26 protein-coding genes and 1 tRNA gene are annotated in these 25,684 nt (G+C 64.4%); 13 read left to right on the forward strand and 14 right to left on the reverse strand.

The genetic code is table 11. From position 1 onward, the window contains the following. Positions 1-112 precede the first annotated feature (112 nt). From AC1DPF_RS05085 to AC1DPF_RS05100, 4 genes are all read right to left on the reverse strand, one after another. The gene (locus tag AC1DPF_RS05085) at positions 113-769 is read right to left on the reverse strand and encodes a response regulator (RefSeq protein ID WP_477871034.1); all 657 of its coding nucleotides are present in this window, start codon (positions 767-769) and stop codon (positions 113-115) included. Positions 770-1,097: 328 nt separating this feature from the next. Beyond that, the gene (locus tag AC1DPF_RS05090; RefSeq protein WP_477871032.1) at positions 1,098-1,250 is read right to left on the reverse strand and encodes a hypothetical protein; all 153 of its coding nucleotides are present in this window, start codon (positions 1,248-1,250) and stop codon (positions 1,098-1,100) included. A gap of 15 nt (positions 1,251-1,265) precedes the next feature. After that, complete coding sequence (locus AC1DPF_RS05095) at positions 1,266-2,000, reverse strand: TorF family putative porin (protein WP_477871030.1); 735 nt, start codon at positions 1,998-2,000, stop codon at positions 1,266-1,268. Positions 2,001-2,170: 170 nt separating this feature from the next. Next, the gene (locus AC1DPF_RS05100; RefSeq protein WP_477871028.1) at positions 2,171-2,848 is read right to left on the reverse strand and encodes a GntR family transcriptional regulator; all 678 of its coding nucleotides are present in this window, start codon (positions 2,846-2,848) and stop codon (positions 2,171-2,173) included. Between the two features lie 65 nt (positions 2,849-2,913). Here AC1DPF_RS05100 and AC1DPF_RS05105 point away from each other — a divergent pair, with 65 nt between their 5' ends. Genes AC1DPF_RS05105 through AC1DPF_RS05115 form a run of 3 tightly spaced genes read left to right on the forward strand, consistent with a single transcriptional unit; the run spans position 2,914 to position 5,916 of the window. Further along, positions 2,914-3,669, forward strand: coding sequence for an SDR family NAD(P)-dependent oxidoreductase (locus AC1DPF_RS05105; protein WP_477960058.1), 756 nt, complete (start codon positions 2,914-2,916; stop codon positions 3,667-3,669). A gap of 13 nt (positions 3,670-3,682) precedes the next feature. Continuing rightward, positions 3,683-4,861 (forward strand): acyl-CoA dehydrogenase family protein, encoded by a 1,179-nt coding sequence (locus AC1DPF_RS05110; RefSeq protein ID WP_477871024.1) that lies wholly within the window; start codon positions 3,683-3,685, stop codon positions 4,859-4,861. Then, positions 4,858-5,916 carry a phosphotransferase gene (locus AC1DPF_RS05115; protein ID WP_477960060.1) on the forward strand — a complete coding sequence of 353 codons (1,059 nt, stop codon included), beginning with the start codon at positions 4,858-4,860 and terminating at the stop codon, positions 5,914-5,916. The genes AC1DPF_RS05110 and AC1DPF_RS05115 overlap by 4 nt, the downstream gene beginning before the upstream one ends. 83 nt (positions 5,917-5,999) lie before the next feature. Here AC1DPF_RS05115 and AC1DPF_RS05120 read toward each other — a convergent pair whose 3' ends face one another. Continuing rightward, entirely contained in the window at positions 6,000-7,256 is a 1,257-nt protein-coding gene (locus tag AC1DPF_RS05120; protein ID WP_477871020.1) for a DUF763 domain-containing protein, read from the reverse strand. Between the two features lie 98 nt (positions 7,257-7,354). Between AC1DPF_RS05120 and AC1DPF_RS05125 the strand changes: the two genes are divergently transcribed. Then, entirely contained in the window at positions 7,355-7,591 is a 237-nt protein-coding gene (locus AC1DPF_RS05125; protein WP_477871018.1) for a hypothetical protein, read from the forward strand. A gap of 52 nt (positions 7,592-7,643) precedes the next feature. Here AC1DPF_RS05125 and AC1DPF_RS05130 read toward each other — a convergent pair whose 3' ends face one another. Next, the gene (locus AC1DPF_RS05130; RefSeq protein WP_477871016.1) at positions 7,644-10,352 is read right to left on the reverse strand and encodes an adenylate/guanylate cyclase domain-containing protein; all 2,709 of its coding nucleotides are present in this window, start codon (positions 10,350-10,352) and stop codon (positions 7,644-7,646) included. A gap of 618 nt (positions 10,353-10,970) precedes the next feature. Here AC1DPF_RS05130 and AC1DPF_RS05135 point away from each other — a divergent pair. From AC1DPF_RS05135 to dxs, 6 genes are all read left to right on the forward strand, one after another. Then, a complete protein-coding gene (locus AC1DPF_RS05135) occupies positions 10,971-11,642 on the forward strand; it encodes a trypsin-like peptidase domain-containing protein (protein ID WP_477960062.1) in 672 nt (223 codons plus the stop codon). A gap of 142 nt (positions 11,643-11,784) precedes the next feature. Beyond that, a complete protein-coding gene (fdhD, locus tag AC1DPF_RS05140) occupies positions 11,785-12,567 on the forward strand; it encodes a formate dehydrogenase accessory sulfurtransferase FdhD (RefSeq protein ID WP_477871410.1) in 783 nt (260 codons plus the stop codon). Further along, positions 12,564-13,103 (forward strand): molybdenum cofactor guanylyltransferase, encoded by a 540-nt coding sequence (gene mobA / locus AC1DPF_RS05145; protein WP_477871012.1) that lies wholly within the window; start codon positions 12,564-12,566, stop codon positions 13,101-13,103. The genes fdhD and mobA overlap by 4 nt, the downstream gene beginning before the upstream one ends. Before the next feature lie 102 nt (positions 13,104-13,205). Next, on the forward strand, positions 13,206-13,574 hold the full coding sequence (locus AC1DPF_RS05150) for a MerC domain-containing protein (RefSeq protein ID WP_477960064.1): 369 nt from the start codon (positions 13,206-13,208) through the stop codon (positions 13,572-13,574). 62 nt (positions 13,575-13,636) lie between these two features. Beyond that, on the forward strand, positions 13,637-14,113 hold the full coding sequence (locus AC1DPF_RS05155; protein WP_477871008.1) for a Fur family transcriptional regulator: 477 nt from the start codon (positions 13,637-13,639) through the stop codon (positions 14,111-14,113). Between the two features lie 47 nt (positions 14,114-14,160). Continuing rightward, positions 14,161-16,080: a 1-deoxy-D-xylulose-5-phosphate synthase gene (dxs, locus tag AC1DPF_RS05160; protein ID WP_477871006.1), complete on the forward strand. Its 1,920-nt coding sequence runs from the start codon at positions 14,161-14,163 to the stop codon at positions 16,078-16,080. A 63-nt stretch (positions 16,081-16,143) separates the two neighbouring features. Here dxs and AC1DPF_RS05165 read toward each other — a convergent pair whose 3' ends face one another. The 4 genes from AC1DPF_RS05165 to AC1DPF_RS05180 form a co-directional block, all read right to left on the reverse strand. Next, positions 16,144-16,431, reverse strand: a complete 288-nt coding sequence (locus AC1DPF_RS05165) for a FliO/MopB family protein (protein ID WP_477871004.1) — start codon at positions 16,429-16,431, stop codon at positions 16,144-16,146. A 10-nt stretch (positions 16,432-16,441) separates the two neighbouring features. Then, positions 16,442-16,759, reverse strand: coding sequence for a flagellar motor switch protein FliN (gene fliN, locus AC1DPF_RS05170; protein WP_340317100.1), 318 nt, complete (start codon positions 16,757-16,759; stop codon positions 16,442-16,444). Further along, positions 16,756-17,754 (reverse strand): flagellar motor switch protein FliM, encoded by a 999-nt coding sequence (locus AC1DPF_RS05175; protein ID WP_477960065.1) that lies wholly within the window; start codon positions 17,752-17,754, stop codon positions 16,756-16,758. The genes fliN and AC1DPF_RS05175 overlap by 4 nt, the downstream gene beginning before the upstream one ends. Before the next feature lie 294 nt (positions 17,755-18,048). After that, on the reverse strand, positions 18,049-18,828 hold the full coding sequence (locus AC1DPF_RS05180) for an outer membrane protein assembly factor BamD (protein WP_477871000.1): 780 nt from the start codon (positions 18,826-18,828) through the stop codon (positions 18,049-18,051). A gap of 87 nt (positions 18,829-18,915) precedes the next feature. On the opposite strand from AC1DPF_RS05180, the gene AC1DPF_RS05185 reads away from it, so the two are divergent. Then, entirely contained in the window at positions 18,916-20,100 is a 1,185-nt protein-coding gene (locus AC1DPF_RS05185; protein WP_477960067.1) for a glycosyltransferase, read from the forward strand. An 11-nt stretch (positions 20,101-20,111) separates the two neighbouring features. Here the strand turns inward: AC1DPF_RS05185 and AC1DPF_RS05190 are convergent, their stop codons facing one another. The 4 genes from AC1DPF_RS05190 to yajC are packed head-to-tail and all read right to left on the reverse strand — an operon-like array spanning position 20,112 to position 23,423. Beyond that, positions 20,112-20,489, reverse strand: coding sequence for an MTH938/NDUFAF3 family protein (locus AC1DPF_RS05190; RefSeq protein WP_477870997.1), 378 nt, complete (start codon positions 20,487-20,489; stop codon positions 20,112-20,114). A gap of 4 nt (positions 20,490-20,493) precedes the next feature. After that, positions 20,494-21,459, reverse strand: coding sequence for a protein translocase subunit SecF (secF, locus tag AC1DPF_RS05195; RefSeq protein ID WP_477870995.1), 966 nt, complete (start codon positions 21,457-21,459; stop codon positions 20,494-20,496). 13 nt (positions 21,460-21,472) lie between these two features. Beyond that, positions 21,473-23,074, reverse strand: coding sequence for a protein translocase subunit SecD (gene secD / locus AC1DPF_RS05200; protein ID WP_477870993.1), 1,602 nt, complete (start codon positions 23,072-23,074; stop codon positions 21,473-21,475). 7 nt (positions 23,075-23,081) lie between these two features. Further along, positions 23,082-23,423, reverse strand: a complete 342-nt coding sequence (gene yajC, locus AC1DPF_RS05205) for a preprotein translocase subunit YajC (protein ID WP_477870991.1) — start codon at positions 23,421-23,423, stop codon at positions 23,082-23,084. A 133-nt stretch (positions 23,424-23,556) separates the two neighbouring features. Between yajC and AC1DPF_RS05210 the strand changes: the two genes are divergently transcribed. Then, positions 23,557-23,633 (forward strand) — tRNA-Pro (locus tag AC1DPF_RS05210). A gap of 224 nt (positions 23,634-23,857) precedes the next feature. Beyond that, positions 23,858-25,681 (forward strand): methyl-accepting chemotaxis protein, encoded by a 1,824-nt coding sequence (locus tag AC1DPF_RS05215; protein WP_477870989.1) that lies wholly within the window; start codon positions 23,858-23,860, stop codon positions 25,679-25,681. Positions 25,682-25,684 lie beyond the last annotated feature (3 nt).

Genomic DNA, 25,684 nt, shown 5'->3' on the forward strand with positions numbered 1-25,684 from the left:
CAACCTTCATCGATCGCGCCGGATTGGTGCCGCGGTGAAGGGATCGGTTGGGGCCATGGAGATCAGGACGAGGTCTGACGCCTCGACAAGCCGGAGTTGTTCCGGCGGAGGGTCATGCCGATCCGAGGATGGGGGAATACAGCGATTGGGGCGTACCGACCTTGCCGTCCGGTCTTGCCGAGTTCTTCAATGCCTCGTCCACCCTTCGCGAAATGCCGACCCACTTGGCTATTTCCGCCGTATCGCCCTGCAGCGTCGCAAACCCCACCCGCTCGGCGATCAGCTTGACGAGGCCGTCGCCATGCTCTGCGATCAAGCGCTCGACCAGAGCCGAACTGGCTACGGTCTGTTGGCTATTGGCGTGATGCTCGGGGTCCGCGGGTGAAGGCCTATGTTGTGCCGCCTCCTTGATGAGCTTCAAAAGTTGGCCAGCATCGCGAACCGCGTTCGCTTTATCGAAGCAAGCAAAGGCGCCTCGTCCGAGGGCCTCCTCTCGCACACCGGATCCGTCCGCAGTGTGCCCTGACAGCATCACTACGGGGATCCGTTTCTTGGTAAGCACTTGAAGATACTCTAAGCCACTCGTACCGGGCATTTCTATGTCCAGAGTTACAACATCAACAATCGTCTCGGACAATATTCGTGCCGCTTCGGAGGCGGAGGATGCCGCCCCAACTACAGTTACTTCTTTATCCTTTTCGAGAACGCCAGTCATCATGGCGCGAATAACGAGGGAATCGTCGACAATTAGGACGTTGATTGATGCCATGTCGACGAATTCCCACGTTACCCTGTCATTATCGCCACTTTATGCGGGAAGGCTGCATAAGCTGGTCTCACTTAAATGGGCGGAAAGTCATAATTTAATATGAATCTCGGCCGAAAAGGGGGGTTATACTTTAGTATATAGGTAGAAACCACTATTATACTTTAGTCCAATAAGATCGATGGAGTATTTCACCGATAGTAGCGCCAGCATTGCCTGCTCCTGTAATGGGCTCCTGCAAGCTGCTATTCTGCGGCGCCGAGCGTCAATCGCGGCCGTTGCACCCCCGTGCATCTTGCGCAGATAAAGGCGCATATCGCCGATCGCCTGCTCAATCTCGGACAAGGAAAGCGAAGCCGATCTGACCGGCCAGCATCAGCGGGAAATTGGTGAAGAAGGTGTTCAGCCAGCTGCCACCATCGGTGAACCGCGCCTTGAACTGGGTGGACCCGGCCATGTCGACCGAAAGGAACGGCCTGACCATGGCTCGCAAGCTCCCCTAGAAGGTGGCCTTCGCCGAGAGGATGGCACCAGCCCCGCCATTATGGCCGGCTTCGAGCGCGCCCTTGTAGTTGCTGTCGACATAGAAGGCCGAGATTTCGAGCAGGTCGAGCTTCCAGGTCAGGCCTGCCGACCAGTCCCACTTTTCGTCATAGCCGCCATTTTCGCGACCAATGGCGAAGGAGGCCGTCAGCGGCAGGCTGCCGATCGCTACATCCGCACCGAGCGCAGCGTAGAAATTGTCGCGCGTCGTGTTCGACTGGTCGGGCGTGTAGGCCAGCGTGAGTGTCGTCGTCACCGGGCCGATTGTCTTTGCAAGCGTCGACTGCAATTCGATATAATTCGCGTCGTTGCCGCCTGGATAGAGATAGGCATAAGCGCCGGCCGAGTAGCTGAGCCCTGCCACTTCCCCGCCATAGCCGCCATAGACGTCGATCTCGACCTTGGAACCGCCATAGTCGGCTATGTTCGATGCCCAGGCGCCAGCGAAGAACCCCGAGCTGGATGCGACATCAACACCGCCTTGCACGGCGGGATCGCGATTAGTGAGGCTGAGGCCGCGGAAACGATAGTCTGACACGATGGCCAGATTATAGGAAATCGTTATCGGCGCGGCCGAGTCCGCGGCCTTTGCCCGCGCCTCGGCTTCTGAGTCGAGAGATGTTTCGGCACGAGCCATGGCTGGCGCGAGCGCGATTCCCACCGCCAGCAATGAAGTGATGTGCCCCCGCATGCGGGATCTATGGTCTGTCGCCGTTGCCGCTGCAACCGGCTTCTCGCCTGGAGCCTGATTGTTTAAGGTGGAAGCGCTACGCGCGTCCACCCCGAAGCGTGAATCAGGCCCTCGTATATGGGTTAGACCTTGATTCACGGTTCAGGCCATCCAGCCGGACCGATCAAGATTTAGCGCCGTCCGGTAGCCAACTCCCGCACCACCGCGCGCACTGCGTCGACATGGGCGACTGCGGCATCTTCCGCCGCTGCGGCATCGCTGGCCGCAACGGCGGCGGCGATCGCGCGATAGTCGGCGATGCGGATACCGCGAAGCTTGGCCGATGGGAATTGCGCGTGGATGATGTGAACGCCTATTGCGGGGAACAGCCGCTGTAGTTCGCGATTGCCGCCGATCAGCAGCAGGGTACGGTAGAAGTTCCGGCGTGCGGCGCTGAAAACCGCCGGCTCATCCGCTGCGGCTCCGATCAAGCCGTCGATTGCCGCCTGAAGCGGCGTGGCATGCTCGGGACCGTAACCGATGGCGGCGGTGCGCGCGGCGAGCCGCGTCAGCGCCTCTGCTACGTCCAGCACTTCCAAGCTTTCGGGCAAGTCCAGTTGGCGAATCGCCGGCGAGCGGTTCGGACTGAGATCGACGACGCCGCGCGCTGCGAGATGCTGCATCGCTTCGCGCACGGCATTCCGACCGACGGCGAAACGGCTGGACAGGTCCGTTTCAGCCAGGCGCTGGCCCGGCACCAGCCGGCCCAATTCCAGATCCTGGAGAATGCCCAGATAGACCCGACGGGCGGTGCCCGCCGGCTCGGCGCCGGACCAGTTGCTGTCGTCGAGGGTCGGATCGTTGGACATCGTCGGATTGATTGTTCCACAATATTGTTCTATAGTCGATGGAAATCGATAGCGTAGCAGGTGAAATGACGGACTTGTTGAACCTAGAGGGCAAAGTGGCGTTCGTGACCGGCGCTTCGGCAGGGCTAGGGGCGCATTTTGCAGGCGTGCTGGCCCGTGCTGGTGCCGAGGTGATCGTCGCCGCGCGACGGGAGGGGGCGCTCGCGAAGGTGGCGGAGGAAATCCGATCGGCCGGCGGTCGCTGCAGCACCGCTTCGCTCGACGTGTCGAGCGCAGCCAGCATCACCGCAGTCGAGCCGCTGCTCGCCAGCGCCGACATTCTCGTCAACAATGCGGGCATCGCGATCGAAAAGCCTTTTCTCGCGCAGGAGGAGGCGGATTGGGACGCGGCGATGGACACCAACGCCAAGGGCATGTTCCTGCTGACCCAAGCCGTAGCGCGCGGGATGATAGCGCGGGGCAGCGGAGGTTCGATCATCAACATCGCCTCCATCCTGGCTCTGCGCCAGGGTACGCACCTCGCCACCTATGCGATTTCGAAGGCCGCAGTGGTCCAGATGACCAAGGCTGCGGCGCTCGAACTCGCCCGTCACGGAATAAGGGTCAATGCGATCTGCCCTGGTTACATCTCCACCGACATCAACAAGGGGGTGTGGGAAACGGACGGCGGCAAGGCGATGCTCAAACGCATTCCACAGCGCCGGACCGGCGAATTGTCCGAACTGGACGGGCCGCTGCTGCTGCTCGCCTCCGACGCTTCCACCTACATGACCGGATCGGTGATCGTTGCCGACGGCGGCCATCTGCTCAGCTCGCTTTGATAAGGAAAACACGGTGACCGAACGCGCTCTTGCCATCGCCTCCAAGGTCGAGACCTTTGTGCGGGACGTCATCATTCCCTATGAAAATGACCCGCGCGCGGGAGCGCATGGCCCATCCGAGGATCTCGTGCGGGAAATGCGCGCCAAGGCGCGCGTGGCCGGCGTGATGACGCCGCATATTCTGGGCGACGGATCGCACCTCACCCAGCGCGAGACCGCGATCGTGCTCATCAAGTCCGGCCTTTCGCCGCTCGGGCCTGTCGCGGTCAACACCATGGCGCCGGACGAGGGTAATATGTACCTCATCGGCAAGATCGGATCGCCCGAACTCAAGGCGCAGTTCCTCGATACGCTGGTATCGGGCGAGGGCCGGTCGGCGTTTTTCATGACGGAACCCGCGTCGGATGGTGGGGCCGGTTCGGACCCGTCGATGATGAAGACGACCTGCCGGCTCGAGGGCGACCATTGGATCGTCAATGGTCGCAAGGCCTTCATCACCGGTGCACAAGGTGCAAAGGTGGGCATCGTCATGGCGAAATCCGAAGCCACGGATGGCACCGGCGGAGCGTGCATGTTCGTCGTCGACCTGCCGGATCCCGCAATCCGCATCGAGCGGCTGCTCGACACGATCGACAGCTCGATGCCGGGCGGCCACGCGGTGGTTACGATCGACAACCTGCGTGTGCCGGCAGGGCAGATGCTGGGACGCAGCGGCGAGGGTTTCAAATATGCCCAGATCCGGCTGTCGCCGGCGCGACTGTCGCACTGCATGCGCTGGCTGGGCTGCTGTATCCGCGCGCAGGAGATCGCCACCGATTATGTCTGCCGCCGCGAGGCGTTCGGCAAGAAGCTGATCGACCATGAAGGAGTCGGCTTCATGCTCGCCGAGAACCGGATCGAGCTCAAACAGGCCGAACTGATGATCGACTGGTGCGCCGGCGTGCTCGATGGCGGCTCGCTGGGCACGATCGAAAGCTCGATGGCCAAGGTCGCGGTGTCGGAGGCGCTCTATCGCATCGCCGATCGCTGCATCCAGGTGATGGGCGGCACCGGGGTCTCCGGCGATACGGTCGTCGAGCAGATCTTTCGCGAGATCCGCGCCTTCCGCATCTATGACGGTCCGACCGAGGTGCACAAATGGTCGCTCGCCAAGGCGATCAAGCGCGAACATGCCAAGGCGCACGCGCAATGAGCACCAGCCAGGACGAGAATAGCGGGACTACAGCGGTTCGCGAGGGTTTCGCCTTCGACGAGGCGAGCCTCGTGCGCTGGATGGCCGACAACGTCCCGGGCTTCCAGGGGCCGCTGAGCGTCGAGCAGTTCAAGGGTGGGCAGTCCAACCCGACCTACAAGCTGGTGACGCCCGCCAAGGCCTATGTGCTGCGCCGCAAGCCGCCCGGGCAGATCCTGAAGGGTGCACATGCCGTCGAGCGCGAGGCGGCGGTGCTCGCCGGGTTGGAAAGGGCCGATTTCCCGGTCGCGCATGTCTATGGTCTGTGCACCGATGATGCCGTCATCGGCACATGGTTCTACGTGATGGACATGGTCGAAGGGCGGGTGTTCTGGGACGCGAGCCTGCCAGAAGTGCCTCGCGCGGAACGTCCGGCCTACTTCGACGCGATGAACGCGACCATCGCCGCGCTCCACAGCGTCGACTATGCCGCGGTGGGACTGGGCAACTATGGCAATCCGGGCAATTATTTCGAGCGGCAGATCGGCCGATGGTCGCGCCAGTATCTCGAGGACGGCGAGGCAGGTCGCGATCCGAACATGGACAAGCTGATCGAGTGGCTGCCGGCGAACATCCCGCCAGGCGAAGAGACAAGCATCGTCCACGGCGATTTTCGTATCGACAATATGATCTTCCATCCGACCGAGCCGCGGGTGCTGGCGGTGCTCGACTGGGAACTGTCCACCCTGGGGCATCCGCTCGCCGACTTCGCCTACAACGCAATGATGTACCACATGCCGCCGCACATCGTGGCTGGCCTGGGCGGTGCCGATCTGGCGGCGCTGAACCTGCCAAGCGAGGAAGACTATATCGCCGCCTACTGCGCGCGGACCGGACGAGTTTCGATCCCCGGATACCATTTCTACACCGCCTTCAATTTCTTCCGCATCGCCGCGATCTTCCACGGCATCAAGGGGCGCGTGATCCGCGGCACGGCGGCTTCGGCCCAGGCGGCAGAACGTGCGCGTGTCTTTCCCGAGCTGGCGCAGATCGCCTGGGCGCAGGTGCAGCGGTAAGCGCACTCTTTGCGGTGGCCCCCGAAACGGTTCTCAGCCACGCCGGGATGCCAGGCAGGAGAAATCGCAGCCTTGCCGCTGGCTCAGAGGGCCGTCTTCCGGTCACGTGTGGCCGGCTCCCAGCCGAATACCGATCGGCCGCCGAGCGCGTGCGACTGGCGCCGTTCCTGGGCGAGGAACGCCTCAAAGGATGGGCCATGCGCGGTCGCCTCGAGCGCGCGTGCCTGGGCGTCCAGCCTGCGGATCGCGCCGAGCTTCTCGTCCTGGCCGAGCTTTGCCGCCTCGACCGCCGATTTGAGAACGCCGATCGTCTTGTCATAGACCCTGATCGGCACCGGGAAGGGATGGCGATCCTTGCCGCCGTGCGCGAGCGAGAAACGCGCCGGATCAGTGAAGCGGCACGGCGCACCATGGAGGATCTCGGCGACCAGCGCCAGCGAGCGGACAGTGCGGGCGCCGATGCCTGGCACGAGCAGTAACTCGGTAAAGTCCCGCGGCCCGGCCTCGGCCGCGGCGGCGAGCGCGCCGTGCAGCCGCCGGATCACGACATCCTCCGCCCGCACATCATGATGATCGGGCAGGATCAGTTGCGGCAGTAGCGGCTCGGCGCTGGCGGCGGGACATCGGTTCTCGCGACGCAGGATGGCTGCTTCCCTGGCGATCCCATCGGGACCCATGCTCCCAAGCAGATCGAGTTGCGTCGCCCGCGACACCGCCGCACGACGATCGGCAAGGTTGACGATTTCCCCGCCGCCGCGTCCCTCGATCGCGGCATGCGGCGCGTCGACGAAGCTCTCCAGCCCTTCGGATAGCCAGTGATACCGCCTGGCGCGACGGGTCGCGTCGTTCATGCCTTGCTGAACCACGACCCATGCGCCGTCGTTGGCGACAACGAAGCCATGAAGATAAAGATCGAAGCCGTCCTGAACCGCCGCGCTGTCGACCTTGGCAACGAGCTTGCTGGTGCGCGCCAGCGCCGCACCGTCGAAGCCGCCCTGCGTGCCGGCCAGCAGCAGTTCCGCAGGGGTGCGTCGGCTCTGTTTTCCGCGCCCGCCGCAGACATGCAGGCCAAGTTCGCCGCGCAATGGCTCCAGCCCGCGCTTCAGCGCGCCGATCACGCTGGTGGTGATGCCTGAGGAATGCCAATCCATCCCCATCACCGCGCCGAACGACTGGAACCAGAAAGGGTTGGCCAGGCGACGCAGGAACTCGTCGCGGCCATAATGGTGTACGATGGCCTGGGCCATCACTGCGCCAAGCCGGGCCATGCGCTGGCCCAGCCAGGCCGGCACGCGTCCACCATGCAGGGGAAGATCGGCACTGCCGGCACGTTGAGGCATGATTCGGAATAGAACGAAACACGAACGACTGCAAGCCGCCAGCGCATCCAAGGAACAGCGCGCGGCGCCCTTCGTTTTTGACGCGAAGGAGAAAGATAATGGCAGATGACAATCTGGCGAACCGCCCGTCCGAAGCCGGAGCCGCTGCTGGCGGGCCCGCCGAGAACGGCGTGGATGACGCAAACCTCACCGAAGAGCAGCGGCTGGAGATACGCCGGCGCCGTGCCATGGCGAGCGCGGTCGATGATGCCGATGCCAGCCATCAGGGCGGAATGGGCGCCCAGGGCGGCGCGGCCGACTTCGGCAGGCCCAAGAATTTCGGACTGCCGGAGTAGCGCGATAGTCAGGCCGGCCGGGTGAAGCTGCCCGGCCGGCCGAGCGCGGCTTCTATTTGGACGTCAGCGTCCACACGCCATCCCAGTCCGCGCCTGGTGGCGTCTGCCCGAACGCACGGCATCGTTCCACATACATGGCCGACGGACCATCGCCCGGCATCGCCTGCAGCGCCTTCAGGAATGCCTGCTCGGCATCCCCCCATTGCATAGCGCGATACGCAGTGAACCCCGTCGCATAATGTTCGAGCATCGCGCCCAGGCCCCTGTCGACCTCGGCCGCACGGTAGCCGAGCGATTCATGCACGCCGACGGGGAAGTCCTTGCCCTTCACGCGGATCAGATCGATCTCGCGGGTCAAGCTGGGCGAAGCGAGCCGCGCGTGAGTGAATTCCGAAAACAAGATCTTCGAGCCATAGACTTTGTTGGCGCCCTCCAGCCGCGAAGCCAGGTTCACGCTGTCGCCGATCACGGTATATTCCATGCGCTTGATGGAGCCGATGTTGCCGACGATCACATCGCCGGTGCTGATGCCGAGTCCGATGTCGATCGGTTTCTCGCCCATCGAGCTGCGCTTGAGATTGAGCGACGCCAGCTCGATGAGCATCTTGTTCGCCGTGGCGATCGCATTGTCCGCGTCGTTCGGGCCTGCGAAGGGCGCGCCGAACAGCGCCATGATGGCGTCGCCGATATATTTGTCGAGTATGCCCTTATGCTCGAATATGACGTCGACCATTTCGGTGAAGTAGCTGTTCAGCATCGCCACCGTCTCGCGCGCGCCGATGGCTTCGGCGATGGTGGTGAAGCCGCGCACGTCGGAGAACAGGATGGAGACGGTCTGGTCCTTGCCGATCAGTTCGCTCTCGCCCGCCTCCAGCAGCTGATCCGCGACTTCCTTCGACATATAGCGCGCCATGGTCGAACGGACGCGCTTCTCGCTGGTGATGTCCTCCATCACCAGCATCGATCCGATCACCGCATCGTTCGCGTCCAGCAGCGGTGCGGCAGTGAGATTGATCGAAGCGGAGTTGCCGTCGCTGCCGACCAGTTCGGCATCGACCGCCAGATAGGCTTCGCGGTCGCGATCGGTGCGCTCCAGCCGCTCGGCGATCCAGGCGTTCTTGCCTGAGAATGCATCGCGGGCGCTGGTGCCGATCAGTCCGTCCGCGGCGTTCATCAGCTTGCGCGCGGCTTCGTTGCTGGTGACGATCCGCGTATCCTCGTCGAAGGTGATGACGGCGTTGGAGGTGCTCTTCAGGATGCTCTCATTGTAGTTCTTCATATAGAGCACGTCGTCGAACAGCCGGGCATTCTCGAGGCAAACCGCGATTTGCGCCGAGAAGGCGCGCAGCCGGGCCTCGTCCTTCTGCGAGAAGCCCGAGCCGTCGCGCTTGTTGAGGATCTGCGTGACCCCGATCCGGCCGCCATGCTTGTCGAAGATCGGCTGGCACAGGATCGAACGGGTGGTGAAGCCGGTCGAGCGGTCGACCTCCGGATTGAAGCGCGGATCGGCATAGGGGTCGGCGATATTCTCCGCCACCCCGCTGGTGAAGACGGCGCCGGCGATGCCGCGGTTCGACGGCAGGCGGATCTCCCGGATGAGGTCGCCCTCCGCGAACAGCGAGAAGAGTTCATCGGTCTTGCGGTCGTAGACGAACAGGCTCGATCGTTCGGCGTTGAGCAACTCGGTGGTCGCGCGCATTATCCGCGCGATGAGGATCTCGAGCTGTAACTCGCCGGCCAAATCATTGCTCATCTCCAGGATGAGCTGCTCCTCGCGCAATGCTTCGAGCATATGCTGGAAGCCCCGGAAGATGTCGGCATATTCGTCGGTCGAAACCACCTCGAGCTTGACCTGGTCGAGCTCGCCGCGCTCGACCAGTCGCATTCCGTCGATCAGCTGGCTTGCGGAGCGCGACACCTCGTGCGCGGTGAGCAGGGCCATCATCACCGAGCCCAGCATGCAGATGCAGACGACGCCCGTGATCCAGACATAGAAGGGCATCATCATCGACACGCTGGGTTCGATGCCCTGCTGCACGAACATCCGCTGGACCTTGAAGATGATCGACGCGGCGAAGAAAATGAGCGGCAGCGCCGCGACAAAGATCGTCAGGTAGAGCAGCTTGCTCTTCAGCCGGATCGCGACCAGCTGGCGTTGATATTCAGGGGGCAGGCCGCCCTCGAGCGCCTGCGACAGCCGGATGATGGTTGGGACGAGCGTTCGGCTTACGCCGAAATATTCGAAGATCGCATGGGTCGGCGAGGCGAAGAACAAGGTGGTCGCGGCGAACACCGTCACCTGCCACATCTGGTAGCCGGCACCGACGACCAGATTGCCCAGCGGCAGCACGATGCACACCAGCATCGTGACCAGCGGTCCGTGCAGGAAGGTGACGCGCAGGAAGGAATAAAAGGGCAGGTTGAGCGCGCGCACCACCGCTTGGGCGACGACGTCGGGCGGTGGCTTCGCGCCGCTGTCCAGTGCGCGCAGCGCCGTGTCGACCGGGCGGAAATGACGGACGATCAGATAGACATCGCTGAGATTATAGATCGCCACGACGATCGGCATCATCACCAGCATGATGATCCACTGCCGCAGGGTGAATTCGAGCCCGAACAGCACCAGCGCGAGGGTGATGATGATCGCGGTCGTGCAGCCGCCCTGGTATAGCCAGACGAGCCGCCAGAACAGCGCGCGTGCCGAGGACCGTCCGGGCGGTGGCGCAGCGCTGCCGGCCGAGATGGGCTTCAGTTCGGTCATGATAGCGGGCGGAGCGGTCGGTTCATCTTGCCGTGCCTCTCCTTCGTCCCTGGTCCCCTGAAGGCTGCCCCCGGTGCGAGCCTTCCCGGCGCTGGTTTGCCGCCCTAGCCAAGGCTTTGTCCAGAGGAGTTTCATATAGCCGCGCCAACCACTCGGATGGCGCTGGCTGGACCTGAGTGAGCGCGCGCGACTTGCAGTTGCGTGCGTCGTCGGCCCTGGCGTCAGTGGATGATATAATAAACAGGAAGTATAGTTGTTCAGTAAATCTAAGATTAACCTTAAATATCCGAATATTATCCCGACGTTTATGATGTATTATAGCTTGGACGGTAGATGTGGTGAGCAATTTTGCTTCATATATCGATTGAATGGGTACGTATATCTGCCCGGAGATCGTGACTGCAGGGTTCGAAGATGCCTGTTGTTCGATTGTCGTGCAATGTATTGGCGTTGCCGTATCGGAAATTGTTGTCGCTGCTGGTCCTGCTGACGCTTCCGCTGCTATTGGCCGAACCTGTGGTAGCCATGCACCTCGGGCGGCTTTCGGCATCCGCGAAAGCCGCGGCATCCGATGGGGTAGGGCGCTTGACATGCCGCGCCGGCGACGGCCGGGCCTCGGTGGAAGAGGCCACGGGTTGGATCGTCGGATCCGCCGACACCGTGATGACGGCGGCGCACCTGTTCTATTCCCGCGACAATGCCATCGATCCGCGCGGGTGCGTGTTCCGGCTGTATGAGGCCGACGGCACCGTCCGGCAGGCCGCGCGCATCCGTTATGCCCGTTCGCCATGGCAACAAGAGCGCTATCGCGACGACAGCGCCCATGACTTCGCCGTGCTGAAACTCGACCGCGCGATGGCGGTGGGCCTCGTCCCGGCTATCGCCGCAGGAGGCCGTGGAACCCCGACTGCCGTGCTGTTGCTGTCCTTCCCCATCAGCGCAGCGGACCGCCTCGCGCGGAGGAGCGCCGGCGAAGCGCGGCCGTTCCCCTTCGGCATGGCACGCTACGGCCCCAACGAGATACGCATCTCCGATCCGTCCCGGCTATTCGCGAGTTCGGTCGATTCGGACTCCGGTTCGTCCGGAGCGCCTTATTACTCGGCAAGGGGCGGTCAACCGATAGGTCTACACCTGGGCTACGCCTGTGCAGGCGCCGAAGGCTGCATAAATTTCGGGCTGAAGCTCGATACCGATATGCTCGCGGTTATCGCCGCCGTCGCGGCCGATCGCGCCGACGATCGGGCACTGCAGCTGGCGGAGGCCGGCACAACCGGTCCGTTGCAGTACTGATCTGGTGCGAATGAAATGAAGCGTCCGCGCCCGCAGAATGGCGAGTGACGCCGATAAGCGGCTGATCTACATGCAACCCTGATGCCGTCATATTGCGGCGCTGGGACATGATGACGCCGTGACCGCACCTCCCGATCGAGACATGACGTTGCGGGCGGCGCGCCAACGGCCGTTCGTCCGGATAGCGGCAACGGGGGCAGCCTCGGGCGTAGATCGGCCGGTCGCGGACGAGACGCCGGTGGCGATAGAGTATAATGGCCTGGGCTATGCAGTGCTGATGGCGAGCCCGTCCGATCTCGACGACCTCGCCTTTGGCTTCAGCTGCTCCGAACGTCTGATCGAGGCGCCCGGCGATATCCTCGATGTCGATATCCATCCCGTCGAGCGCGGCGTGCTGGTCAGGATCACGCTCTCGGAGTCTCGCGTCGGCCTCGCCGCCGACCGCGTGCGGCATCGCGTCTCGGAATCGTCGTGCGGCCTCTGCGGTATCGAGAATCTGGAACAGGCGCTGCGCCCGTTGCCGCGGCTCGAAGCAGGGCAGCCGCCGGCCGCTGCCGCGATATTCGCCGCGCTCGCTGCGCTCGCCGACCACCAGCCCCTGAACGCCGAAACCGGGGGCGTCCACGCCGCGGCGCTGTGCGACCGCGATGGGCGGATTGTCCTGGTCCGCGAAGATGTTGGTCGGCACAATGCGTTCGACAAGGTGATCGGAGCGATGCTGCGCTCGGGCATTGCGTGGAATGGCGGTTTTGCGCTGCTCTCGTCGCGCTGCTCGTTCGAACTGGTGGAGAAGGCAGTGCTGGCCGGATGTCCGACCCTGGTTACGGTCTCCGCACCGACGGCGCTGGCGATGGAGCGTGCCCGCGAGGCTGAACTGCGACTGGTCGTGCTGGCCCGGTCAGATGCGATGCTGGTGGTGTCGTGAGCCGGCGCCTGCTCGGCGCTGTCCTCGCCGGTGGGCGATCGAGCCGCTTCGGGACGGACAAGGCCGAGGCGCTGTGGCAGGGCAAGCCGCTGGTCCAGCATGCGCTCGATGCTCTGCGGCCGCTGGTCGATGACGTGGTGCTCTGCGGCCGGGCCTATGGCGGCGCGCTCGCGATACCAGACCGGCCGGAGGCTGGTATGGGGCCGCTGGCAGGCCTCAATGCCGCGCTCCATCATGCCGCGGCGCAGGGGTTCGCCGCCGTGCTGTGCGTCGGCTGCGACACCCCGCTGCTACCGGCGGTGTTGCTCGAGCGGCTCAGCATGTCGCCTGGTCCCTGCTATGTCGCCGGGCTGCCCGTCATCGGCTATTGGCCGGCCGCCCTCGCATCGCAACTCGACGTCTTCCTGAGCGAAGACCGCAAACATGCCGTCAGGGCGTGGGCCGCATCGGTGGCCGCCGCTGCGGTCGACTGGCCGCCGCTGCCCAACATCAACGAACCGGGGGACATCGGCGCCTTGCCTAAGGCACCGCGCTGATCCGCCTCATGCGGGAGGCTGGGCACGCCGGATCGCGCGTTCGAAATGATATATTGTATCTTTGGACCGATCGTGCCATTCGGCCTGTCGAGAGGAAGAATCGTGATCCGCTTTGCTCCCGCACGTGACTTGTTCGACCGCCTCGCCATCGGCGTGTCGGCGCTGTGTCTTGCTCACTGTGCGGCGAGCGTCGTCCTTGTCACCATGCTCGCTACCGCAGGCGGTGCCCTGCTCCATCCGGCGATCCATGAGATGGGGCTGGCCCTGGCCATCGTGTTGGCGATCGCGGGCCTCGGCCGCGGCTACCTGCAGCACCGGCGGCGCGTGCCGATGATCCTGGGAACGGCGGGAATCGCGTTGATGGCAACCGCCCTGAGCGTGCCGCATGGGCTTCTGGAAGCGGGCCTCACGATGCTCGGCGTCTGCGGTGTCGCCACGGCGCATCTGCTCAATGGCCGTGCCCATAGCTGACGGGTTGATCGGTCGGGTTCACCATCATTGCCGTTTGGTGCGGTAAGCCCTAAATTGCCGGCATGGCCACTGCACATGATCACCGCACGCACAAGGGCGAGTCGCTTGCCGACGCGGCGCGACGCGCGTTCGAGCGGGCAGGCGAGCAGTGGACGCCGATGCGTGCGGCGATATTCGCGGCCCTGAGCGCGGCGGAACGCCCGGCTTCCGCTTATGACCTGGCCGAGACCGTTTCGCGGTCGAGCGGCCGCCGCGTTGCCGCCAACAGCGTCTATCGTATCCTTGATGTGTTYGTTGCGGCCAACCTCGCCCGCCGGGTGGAAAGCGCCAATGCCTATATCGCCAACGCCCATCCCGACTGCGAGCATGATTGCATTTTCCTGGTCTGTGATGCCTGCGGGCGGGTGAGTCATCTGGACGACGACGGCCTGTCCAGTGCGGTGCGGCGCTCGGCCGAGAAGGCCGGATTTTCGCGGCTGCGCCCGGTAATAGAGGTGCGCGGAAGCTGTGCGGAATGTTCCGAAGGCGACCCCGCCTGACGTATCTCCGCTAGCTACGGTCCGGCAATGACGTTAAGGCGAGCAGGATGACCGACCGTCCCGTGACCCCGTTGCTTGATAGTGTCAGCACCCCCGCCGACCTGAGGAAGCTCAAGCCTAGCCAGCTCACCCAACTCGCGGACGAACTGCGCCGCGAGATGATCTCGGCGGTTTCGGTAACCGGCGGACATCTGGGGGCCGGGCTCGGCGTGGTAGAGTTGACGGTCGCGCTGCATTATGTGTTCGATACGCCGCGCGATGTTCTGATCTGGGATGTCGGCCACCAGGCCTATCCGCACAAGATATTGACCGGCCGGCGCGATCGCATCCGCACCCTGCGCCAGCCGGATGGCCTGTCCGGCTTCACCAAGCGCTCCGAAAGCGAATATGATCCGTTCGGGGCGGCGCACAGTTCCACGTCGATCTCCGCGGCGCTGGGTTTCGCGGTGGCCAACAAGCTGTCCGGCACATCGGGTCGTGCCATCGCGGTAATCGGCGACGGCGCCATGTCCGCGGGCATGGCCTATGAGGCGATGAATAACGCCAAGCAGGCCGGCAATCGGCTGATCGTCATCCTCAACGACAACGACATGTCGATCGCGCCGCCGGTCGGCGCGCTATCGGCCTATCTTGCCAAGATCGTCTCGTCGCGCCCGTTCCTGTCGATGCGCAGCCTTGCCAAGCGGGTGGCCCAGAAGCTGCCGCGCCCGCTCCATGACTTCGCCAAGCGGTCCGAGGAATATGCCCGCGGCATGGCCACCGGCGGCACCTTGTTCGAGGAGCTGGGCTTCTATTATGTCGGCCCTGTCGATGGGCATAATCTCGACCACTTGCTGCCGGTGTTCGAAAATGTTCGCGACAGCGATCATGGCCCAATCCTGATTCACGCCGTGACCAAGAAGGGCAAGGGCTATGCCCCGGCCGAGGCGGCCGCCGACAAATATCACGGCGTTCAGAAGTTCGACGTGGTCTCGGGCGAGCAAGCCAAGTCGCCGCCTGGTCCGCCCAGCTATACGGCGGTTTTCGCCGACGCTCTGATTCGTGAGGCTGCCCGCGACGAGACGATCTGCGCGATCACCGCGGCGATGCCGTCGGGCACCGGACTAGACAAGTTCGGCGCCGCCTATCCAGCGCGCAGCTTCGATGTGGGCATTGCCGAGCAGCATGCGGTCACCTTTGCCGCCGGCCTGGCCGCGCAAGGCTATCGCCCGTTCTGCGCTATCTATTCGACCTTCCTGCAGCGCGCCTATGACCAGGTCGTCCATGATGTCGCGATCCAGAACCTGCCCGTCCGCTTCGCGATCGACCGTGCGGGACTGGTCGGTGCCGATGGGTCGACCCATGCCGGCAGCTTCGACATCACCTATCTGGCGACCCTGCCCAATTTCGTGGTGATGGCGGCGGCGGACGAGGCCGAGCTCTGTCACATGGTGCATACCGCCGCGCTCCATGACAGCGGGCCGATCGCGCTGCGCTACCCGCGCGGCAACGGCGTCGGCGCGGCCTTGCCGGCGGTTCCCGAACGGCTGGAGATCGGCAAGGGCAGGCTGGTGCGCGAAGGCAAGACCGTCGCGATCCTATCGCTTGGTACGCGGCTCGGCGAGGCGCTGCGCGCGGCCGACCAACTCGAGGCGCTTGGCCTGTCGACCAGCGTGGCCGACCTGCGCTTCGCCAAGCCGCTCGACGAGGTGATGATCCGGCAGCTGCTGACCAGTCACGAAGTGGCGGTGACTGTCGAGGAAGGCGCGATCGGCGGCCTCGGCGCGCATGTGCTGACACTCGCGTCGGACCTCGGCCTGATCGACAACGGACTGAAACTCAGAACGCTGCGCCTGCCCGACGTCTTCCAGGAGCATGACAAGCCCGAGAAACAATATGCCGATGCCGGACTTGATGCCGAGTCGATCGTGGCCACGGTGCTGGCGGCGCTTCACCGCAACAGCACCGGACTGGAAGTGCGGGCGTAGCGGCTAATCAGCTGGGAGCCGTAATGCTGAACTCGTTTCAGCATGACGGTGGGCGTGTAAGGCCTAAACGTCCTCGTCCGGCAGCACGAACACGCCATCGGCGGGTGCTTCAGCCAGCTTTTCGATCCGGCCGCGCGAGACGGAAACCAGGATATGGCGGTTGGCGAACTCGACCACGGCCAATCGGCCGGTGGCGCCCATCGGAATTGCGTCGACGATCTTGAGCGATCGCTGCCTGTTGCCGATGGCGATGCCCGGCTGGACCTTCCGCCACAGCCACAATGATCCGTATGCCAGTCCACCGACGAGGGGGACCAGCAGGAACAGTTTCAACAAATAGTCTATCATCATTGGCGAAGCATCATTGGCGGCGTTCTATCCCCGACAGCCGCGCATCGGCAGCGACCACGTCGACCACCCTTATTCCGAATTTTCCGTTGACTGTCACTACCTCGCCCTTTGCGACGAGCGTGCCGTTCACCATGATGTCGAGAAGCTCGTTGGACTGGCGATCGAGCTCGACCACGCTTCCCGAGTTCAGATCCATCAGCTCGGCGAGACGCAACGAGGTGCTGCCGACCTCGACCGAGAGCCGCAGTGGGATATCTGCGAGCAGCCGGTAATTGGCGCGGCTCGACAGATCGCCCGGGACAGCGGGAACGTCGGACATATCGCTCATTTCAATAGACCCTTGTTGAGATTCTCTATCATCATGGCCGCGCGGCCTTCCTGCTCGCCGATGGTACCTTCGGCAAAGCGGCGGTTGCCGACGAGCAGCGGCACGGTCTGCGACAGCGTGATCGGTATGACATCGCCCGGCTTGAGCGCCAGCAGCTGGGCCACCGTCATTTCGGGGCGAGCCAGCACCGACCGCACCGGAAGCGCCACATTATCGAGCGCGCCGAGTAGCTTGTTCTTCCATTCGTGGTCGTCGCCGCCGGCACCGGCCTGGGATCGCGACGCGATCGCATCCTCGATCGGCTGGAGCATCGCGAGCGGATAAAGGATCTCGATGCGGGTCGAGCGGGACATGCCGGCCTTGATCGTGAAGCTCTGCGCGACGACGGCTTCGTCGGGACGCACCATGTTCGCGAAGTCGGCGTTGGTCTCGTGGGTGGCGAACTCGAACTGCAGCGGATGGGTTTCGCCCCAGCTCCTGGTGAGCACATCGGCAATGGCAGTGATCAGGCGTTTCTGGAGCCGTTGCTCCGAAGGGGTGAACTCGCCGCCCTTGGCGGCGAGGCCGCTACCGGTGCCGCCATAGAAGGCATCCACCATGTTGGTGATGAACGCCGGATCGATCGCGATCATCATCATCCCTTTGACGGGGCGGACGCGAAAGAGGCTCAGGCTCATATAATCGGTCTGGTTGCGCTGCCACTCGTCGAAGCGGCGCGTCTCCAGCGGGATGGCGTCGACCTTGGCGCGGGCCTGGGCGATCGGCTCTATCACGTCGCGCAGTCGTCGGGCTATCCGCTCGTTGGTGCGCTCCAGGTGCGCAAGCTGGGCAATCGGCCGATCCTTGCGCTGGCCGAGCGCGAAAGACTCAACGGCCTGCGGCTGCAGGGCGAGCGGCGCTTCCGCAGCGTCGGCCTGGTCGAACGAGATATCGCTGAGCTCATCCATCAGCGCGGCGACCTCGTCACCCGAAAGACTGGAAGCTGCGCGCGTCATCTGATTTGCGAATGCCCTAAGACGAAAGCCGGTTCTGCCGGTGGAATCGGTATAGAGCTGAGGTGGTTAACGAAACGTCGAGACGCGGTTAGGCTTTTGTTGAAAGGAGGCTTCAGGTTCACGTCGTCAACCCGCCGAGGGGCTCCCCGGTGAACCTTGAGCGCGGCGACCTGAAGACAGTCATCCCAGCGAAAGCCGGGATCTCGCTGCCTTTGAGCCCCCTGTACGAGCAAGAAAAAACGAGATCCCAGCTTTCGCTGGGATGACGGCGTGGCTGGAGAAGCCCCTAACGACCTATGCCGCGCCCTTCTTGCGGATGAGCTGATAGGCATGCTCATACCATTTGCTGCCGGGGTAGTTCGTACCCAGCACCGCGGCAGCGCGTTCGGCCTCGACCGGGATGCCCAGCTCCAGATAGCTTTCGGTCAGCCGCATCAGCGCCTCCGGGGCGTGGCTGGTCGTGTCATATTGGTCGATCACGGTGCGGAAACGAATGACCGAGGCCAGCCAGTCGCCACGCCGCTGATAGAAGCGGCCGATTTCCATTTCCTTGCCGGCAAGATGATCCTTGATCAGATCGGTCTTTACCCGCGCATCGGCGGCGTAACGCGATTCGGGGTAGCGGCGGATCAGCTCATTCATCGCGTCGAGCGCCTGCTGGGTCAGCTTCTGATCGCGGGTGACGTCCTGGATCTGCTCATAATAATCTATGGCGATCAGATAGAGCGCATAGGGCGCGTCGCGGTTGCCCGGATGGATCGCAACGAAGCGCTGCGCGGAGCCGATCGATTCGGTGTACTGGCGGGCCAGATAGTAGGAAAAGGCACTCATCAGCTGTGCGCGGCGAGCCCAGACCGAATAGGGATGCTGCCGCTCCACCTCGTCGAACAAGGCGGCCGCCAGCTTGTACTGACGGCGGTCGAGCCGTTCCTTGGCCGCATTGTAGAGCGTGTCGACATCCCGGGCGACATATTTGGTATCGCCCTTGTTCTTGCTGGTGGCGCAGCCGGCCAGTGGAGCAACAAGGGCGGCAGCGATCATCAAGGCGATCGGACGGGTGGCTTTACGCAGCATAGGCGGTTTCTTTAGGGCCCAATCGCCACCGCCGCAATGGCCGCGAACAGGGGGTGCGCCGCGGCGCCAAGCGGCTAAGATGATCCGATGCTGCGCGTGCTGACATTATCGACCTTATTCCCGGATCACACCCGTCCCGGCTTTGGAGGATTCGTCGAGCGGCAGACCCGCGCTCTGGCTGCGCACCCGGATGTCGAGGTGAAAGTCGTGGCGCCGCTGGCAATGCCGCCGACCGCCCTGGCGCGGCGCCATCCGGCCTATCGCGCGCTGGCGGCGCTGCCGCTGCGCGAGGAGTGGGATGGATTGGACGTGCGCCGGCCTAGCTTTCCTGCGCTGCCCCTGATCGGTGGACGAATCAATCCATGGAGCCTGTGGTGGGGCCTTCTCCCGGTGCTCGACGCGCTGAGGGAGGAATTCGCGTTCGACGTGATCGACACGCAATTCTTCTATCCGGATGGACCGGCGGCGGTGCGGCTCGGTCGGCGCTATGGCGTACCGGTCTCGATCAAGGCGCGGGGCAGCGACATTCACCTGTGGGGTCATATGCCGGGCTGCCGCGGCAAGATCGTCGCGGCCGGGCAGGCGGCTGACGGGATGCTGGCAGTGTCGGCGGCGCTGCGCGAGGATATGATCGCCATGGGATTGCCGGGCGACAGGATCAGCGTCCACCATACCGGTGTCGATCAAGCGATGTTCCGCATTCAGGATCGCGTGACCGCCAAAGCGCGGTTGGGTGTGGAGGGACCGCTCGTGGTGACGGTCGGCAATCTCATTCCGCTCAAGGGGCAGGCGCTGGTGATCGAGGCGCTGCGCGCTCTGCCGGATGTGAGCCTGTTCATTGCCGGGCGTGGTCCCGATCGTGATGCGCTGGGCGCGCAGATCACCGCCTGCGGCCTTCAGGATCGCGTCCGGCTGCTCGGGGCGCTTCCGCACGCCCAGCTGCCGGGCTTGCTGGCTGCAGCAGACGTGATGGCGCTGCCGTCGGCGTCGGAAGGGTTCGCCAATGTCTGGGTCGAGGCGCTCGCCTGCGGCACGCCGATCGTGATCACCGACGTGGGAGGCGCGCGCGAGCTCGTCGATGGTCCGGCGGCAGGGCGCCTGGTCGAACGAACACCGGAGGCGGTCGCCGCTGGCATTGCCGCGGTGCTGGGGAATCCGGCGTCACAGGCCGAGGTGGCGGAGGCGGCACGGGGCTTCACCTGGAAGCGCAACGGCGACGCGCTCTACGCACATCTGAAGCAGTTGGTGGAGAGGCGCCGCCAGCCCGGGTGACGCTGGTGGTTCTACAGGGGCATCAGCGCCGCAACCACCCAGCGGTCTTCGCCGCGCAGCACATTCCAGGCGCGGGCGGCGGCACGGCTGTCCATCGCCTCGATGCCGAAGCCGAGCGCTTCGATCGCGGCGGCGAAGGTGGGCGAGGGGCGGCGCATCGACGGGCCGGTGCCGAGCAGCAGGAACTCGGGCGGCGGATCGATCGCCAGCAGGCCTGCGACGTCGGCGGCGGTCAGCGCTTCCAGCGCAGGAGGATTCCAGTCGCGCGCATCATCCGGGGTCAGCCAAAGGCCCCCCGGCACGATCCGGTCCTCGACGCGGAATGCCGTCCCCGCGAAGCCGCGGACGGTCGGGCCGCTCGCGGGGAGTTCGCGATCGAAGCTGACCATGGCGTCAGGCCTTGGGGCCGACCCGTTCGGCGTTCGGGCGGGCGTTGTCCGGCCTGGCGGCGAAGCGCTGCGGTTCGAGGCCCAGCGTGATCAGCAGCGAAGAGGACACATAGACCGACGAATAAGTGCCGACGATGATGCCGAGCATCATCGCCGCCGCGAAACCGCGCAGCACATGGCCGCCGAACAGCAGCAGCGCGCCGAGCGCGAGCATGACCGTCAGCGACGTCATCACGGTGCGCGGCAGCGTCTCGTTGACCGAGAGGTCGATCAGCGCCTTCATGTCCATCTGCCGGTATTTGCGCATATTCTCGCGGATGCGGTCGTCGATCACCATCTTGTCGTTGATCGAATAACCGATGATCGTCAGCACCGCCGCGACGATGTTGAGATCGAATTCCATCCAGGTGATCGCAAAAAAGCCCAGCGTCATCAGCACGTCGTGGACGATCGCGATGAAGGTGGAGACGCCGAACTGCCATTCATAGCGCAGCCATGAGAAGATCGCGATCCCGACCACGGCTAGCACCACGGCCAAAAGTCCGTTGCGAATCAGCTCGTCGGAGACCTTGCCAGAGACGGTGTCGTAGCGGGGGAAGGTGACGCCCGGGAATTCCGCGCGAAGAGATGCCGAGACCTTGTTGACCACCGCATTGGTGGCGCCTTCGTCAGTGCTCGCCGGGGTGGGCAGGCGGATCGAGACGCTCTTGGGATCGCCGAACTGCTGAAGCGAGCCCTGGCCCACTCCGAGCTTGTCGACATTGCGGCGAACCGCGTCGAGGGASGGGGGGGCGGGGAACTTGGCCTCGATCATCAGGCCGCCGACGAAGTCCACGCCGAGATTGAGGCCATGATAGGCCACCGCACCGATCGACGCGATCGTCAGCAGGGCCGTGAGGACGAAGGCGACGATCCGGACGCGGACGAAGCCGATATTGGTATTGTCGGGAACGAGCTTCAGCAGACGCATGGGACTGTTCCGATCATATGTGCAGCATCGTCGGGCGCGTGCGGCGCAGCCACATCGCGACCATCATGCGCGTGAAGACCACGGCCGTGAACACCGAGGTGGCAATGCCGATCAGCAGCACGACCGCGAAGCCCTTCACCTGGCCCGAGCCGAGCACGAACATGATCAGGCCGGCAATCGCGTGGGTTACGTTCGCCTCGAAGATCGTGCGGCTGGCTTCCTTATAGCCGAACTCGACGGCCTGGGTGGGATTGCGCCCGCGCCGCAGCTCCTCGCGGATGCGCTCGTTGATCAGCACGTTGGCATCGACCGCGGTGCCGATCGTCAGCACGAAGCCGGCAATGCCGGGCAGGGTGAGGGTCGCGTTCATCAGCGCCATGACGCCGAGGATGATGAAGATGTTTATCACCACGGCAAGGTCGGCGTAGAAGCCGAAGCGGCCATAGCTGACCAGCATGAAGATCACCACGCCGACCGCGGCTATGACGCTGGCGAGCGTGCCGGCGCGGATCGAATCGGCGCCCAGGTCAGGTCCGACGGTGCGCTCCTCGACCACCTTCAATGCTACCGGCAGCTTGCCCGAACGCAGCGAAATAGCGAGCTGATTGGCGCTGTCGGTGGTGAAGCGGCCTGAGATCTGCGCCTGGCCACCGAGGATCGGCTCGTTGATGTTCGGCGCGGACAGCACCTTGTTGTCGAGGATCATCGCGAAAGGCTTGTTGACGTTTTCCTGCGTCACCCGCGCGAACTTGCGGCCGCCCTCGCTGTTGAAGGTGATCGAGACGACGGGCTCGTTGGTCTGGCTGTTGAAGCTCGGCCGGGCGTCGATCAGTTCGTCGCCGGTCAGCATCGCGCGCCGCTTGACCGCGATGAACGGAACGCCGCTGGGGCTCTCCGGATAGGGCAGGATTTCACTGCCGACGGGCGCGCGACCCTTGGCTACCTCGGCGGGATCGGCGGTCAGGTCGACCAGCTTGAACTCGAGCTTGGCGGTCTTGCCGATCAGCGCCTTGAGTGCAGCCGGATCCTGAAGGCCGGGCACCTGGACGATGATCCGGTCGCTGCCCTGGCGGATGATGGTGGGCTCCTTGGTGCCCATCTCGTCGATGCGCTTGCGGACCACTTCGGTCGCGACCTGCATCGCGCTGTCGGTCGCCTGGGTGAGGCCGGCGTCGGTGGGGGTCAACACGATCCGCGTCGAATCGACGACCTGGACGTTCCAGTCGCGCTGGCCGCTCATGCCCGAAGGCTGGGTCAGCGTGCGGATTCGCTCGACCGCGGCGTCGAGCTGGGCGCCATTGCGCACGAAGAAGGAAAGGCGGCCGCCCGTCGTCGAGATATCGCCGATCGCGATCGGGGGATCGGCGCGGCGCATCTCGGTGCGCACCTGATCTTCCATCTTGGCTATGTTCTGCTTGGCGAGATCGGTGGTGTCCGCCTCGAGCATCAGATGGCTGCCGCCCGAAAGGTCGAGGCCGAGATTGATGCGTGGCAGACTGCCGAGGCCCCAGCGCTCTATCGTCGCTTCGGGCACGAAGCTTGGCAGCGACAGCAGCACGCCGAGCGCCATCGACAGGACGATCGACCAGATCTTCCAACGCGGGAAATCGAGCATGTGAGTCTCAGTCGTTGGCGGGCTTGCCGGAGCCCGCGCGACGGACCTCGGAGATGGTGCCCTTGACGATCTTCACCCTGACGTTGGGCGCGATCTCGGCCTCGACCTCATGTTCATCGACCTTGACGACCTTGGCGACGATGCCGCCCGCGGTGACGATCTGGTCATTCTTCTGGACCGCGTCGATCGCCTGGCGGTGCTCCTTCATCTTGCGCTGCTGCGGACGGATCATCAGAAAATAGAAGATCACGAAGATGAAAACCAGCGGCGCGAACTGCATGAGCATCGCGGCGCCGCCGCCGGCGGGTGCCGCGCCTGCGGCCTGTGCGTAAGCGGGTGAAGCGAACATCGATCAAGGTATCCCGAAAGAGGGCGGGCACGAACCAGCCCGAAGTGGCCGCGCGCCTATCACGTTCCGCATGGACGGCGCAACCGGGCGCTTGCCAAGCACGAAAGACCTGCCTAAAGCGCGCAGCCTTGGTCGGGGCGTGGCGCAGCCTGGTAGCGCACTTGACTGGGGGTCAAGGGGTCGCAGGTTCGAATCCTGTCGCCCCGACCAGATATCGCAGCGGCTTTACCCCCCTCGCGCTGCTCACACCGCCTGCCGCGCGTAAGCCTCTGTTTTTCGACGGAGGTTATCCGCGTCGGCGGTTGTGGTTAACATTTTGGTGAGATGCGGCACCGCATAGATCGCGCATGTCAATGCGACCGATCCCCTGTCCCGTCTGGCTGCGTCGATCCCTAGCGTGGCTGCGCTCGTTCGTTGCCGGCCAGCCGCCTGCCTTGCTGCCCTTCGCCGTGCTGGTGGGCGTGGGAATCGTCGCGACCGCCATTCTGCTCGGATCGTTGATGATCCAGATGGACGCGAACGCTGCCGACGAAAAGCTGCGTATGGTTCGCGGGGCGCTCGCACAGGAGGGTGCGACGCTGTCGGGCTCGACCATGGACTATGCGCGATGGGACGATGCCGTCGCGCATGTCTATGGCCAGGTCGACCGGCGCTGGCTCGACACCAACTTCCTCGGCACCATCCCTCTCTATGTGATCGATGAGCAGGGCAGGACGCTCTATGCGGTGCGCCCCAACGCAAGGTTCGCCGTCGACTTCCGCTCGGAGGCGCCGGAGGTGCTGCCGCGTCTTCTGCGCCGGCTGCCGCGCCGCGCCGTGGACGCCGCCGCCACGGGGCCCGTGACGATGGCCGGCAAGCGGCACGGCGAGCTGGCGATCTTCTCAGCCGCGGCGATCCTGCCTTTCACCAAGGGGGTAAGCCTGCCGCCGGCGCCGTTGCGCTATGTGGTTCTGATCAAGCCCGTTAACCCAACTCTCCTGGCCAGGTGGGCCAGGAGCTTCGCATTGCCGGACATCACATGGCAGGGCATCCCGCCGCAGGGCGACGCCCGCAACGAGCTGACGGTGAACGATGCGGATGGCCGGCCACTCGGGCATGTCCAGTGGGAGCGGGTGTCCCCGGCCGGCCTGGCGATCCGGGAATTGTCGTGGCTTATCCTGGCGAGCGCCGCGGCGTTCGTCGGGCTGTCCTGCTGGTTGATCCGATCGGTGCTTGCGACCCAGCGCTCGCTGGAGAGCAAATCCCGGCTGTCCGAGGAGAGCCTCGCAGGGCGCGAGGTCGCACTGGAGGAAGCGCGCACCGCCCACGCTTCGGCGGAGAGCGCGCTGGCCCAGGCGGAGGAGGCGAATCGGCGGCTGCAGTTGATCGCGCAGAAGGAGGCCGAGGAGCAGGCACAGCACCGCCAGCAACTCAGCATGATTTCACACGGCGTCGCCGATCGGCTCCACGCCCAGATCGGCACGCTCATCGAGCAGCTCATTATCAGCGCCGACGAGCTCGATCGTAGCGCGGCGGTCACGCTCTCTTCGGTCGAGACCCAGAAGCGCGCGTCGGAGCTGGCACAGACCCGCAGCGCAGCATCGGCATCGGAACTCCGGCTGATCGAGAATAACGTCGAGGAGCTCGATCGCGCGACGCGTCATATTCGCGAACAGTCGGAACATATGGCGCAGGCCATGCGGCTCGCGGATGCCGAGTCGGGCGCGGCTACCGACGCCAATGGCGACCTGCGGGCTCAGATCGATTCGATCGGCGCCGCCGCGCGGCTGATCGAGGATATCGCCGCGCAATCCAAGCTGCTCGCGCTCAACGCCACGATCGAGGCTGCTCGGGCGGGCGAGGCGGGCCGCGGCTTCGCGGTCGTGGCCAGCGAAGTGAAAGGGCTTGCGATGCAGACCCGCCGCACCACCACCGACATCCATGAGCGGGTTGCGGGCGTCGAAGTCGCGGTCCACGCCACCACCTCGCTGGTCGAGAAGGTGCACGGTCTGCTCCAGAACCTGAACGCCACGATCAACAGCACCGCCAGCGCGGTCGTCCAGCAGCAATCGACTGCGGCTGCCATCCTCGAAGCCAGCCAGCTTGTGGGCCGGCACGCCAGCGACACCCATGATTCGGTGGAGACGATCGCCCGTTCGCTATCGGCGGTACGCGACAGCGCCGACGGAACGCGCTCGATCGGTGCGCGGGTGCGCGACCATGCGGGCAGGCTCAACGCGGAGCTGGAGCGGATCGTGGCCCAGTTGCGGGCGGCGTGAAGC

The sequence above is a fragment of the Rhizorhabdus sp. P4_G6 genome (assembly GCF_056401045.1).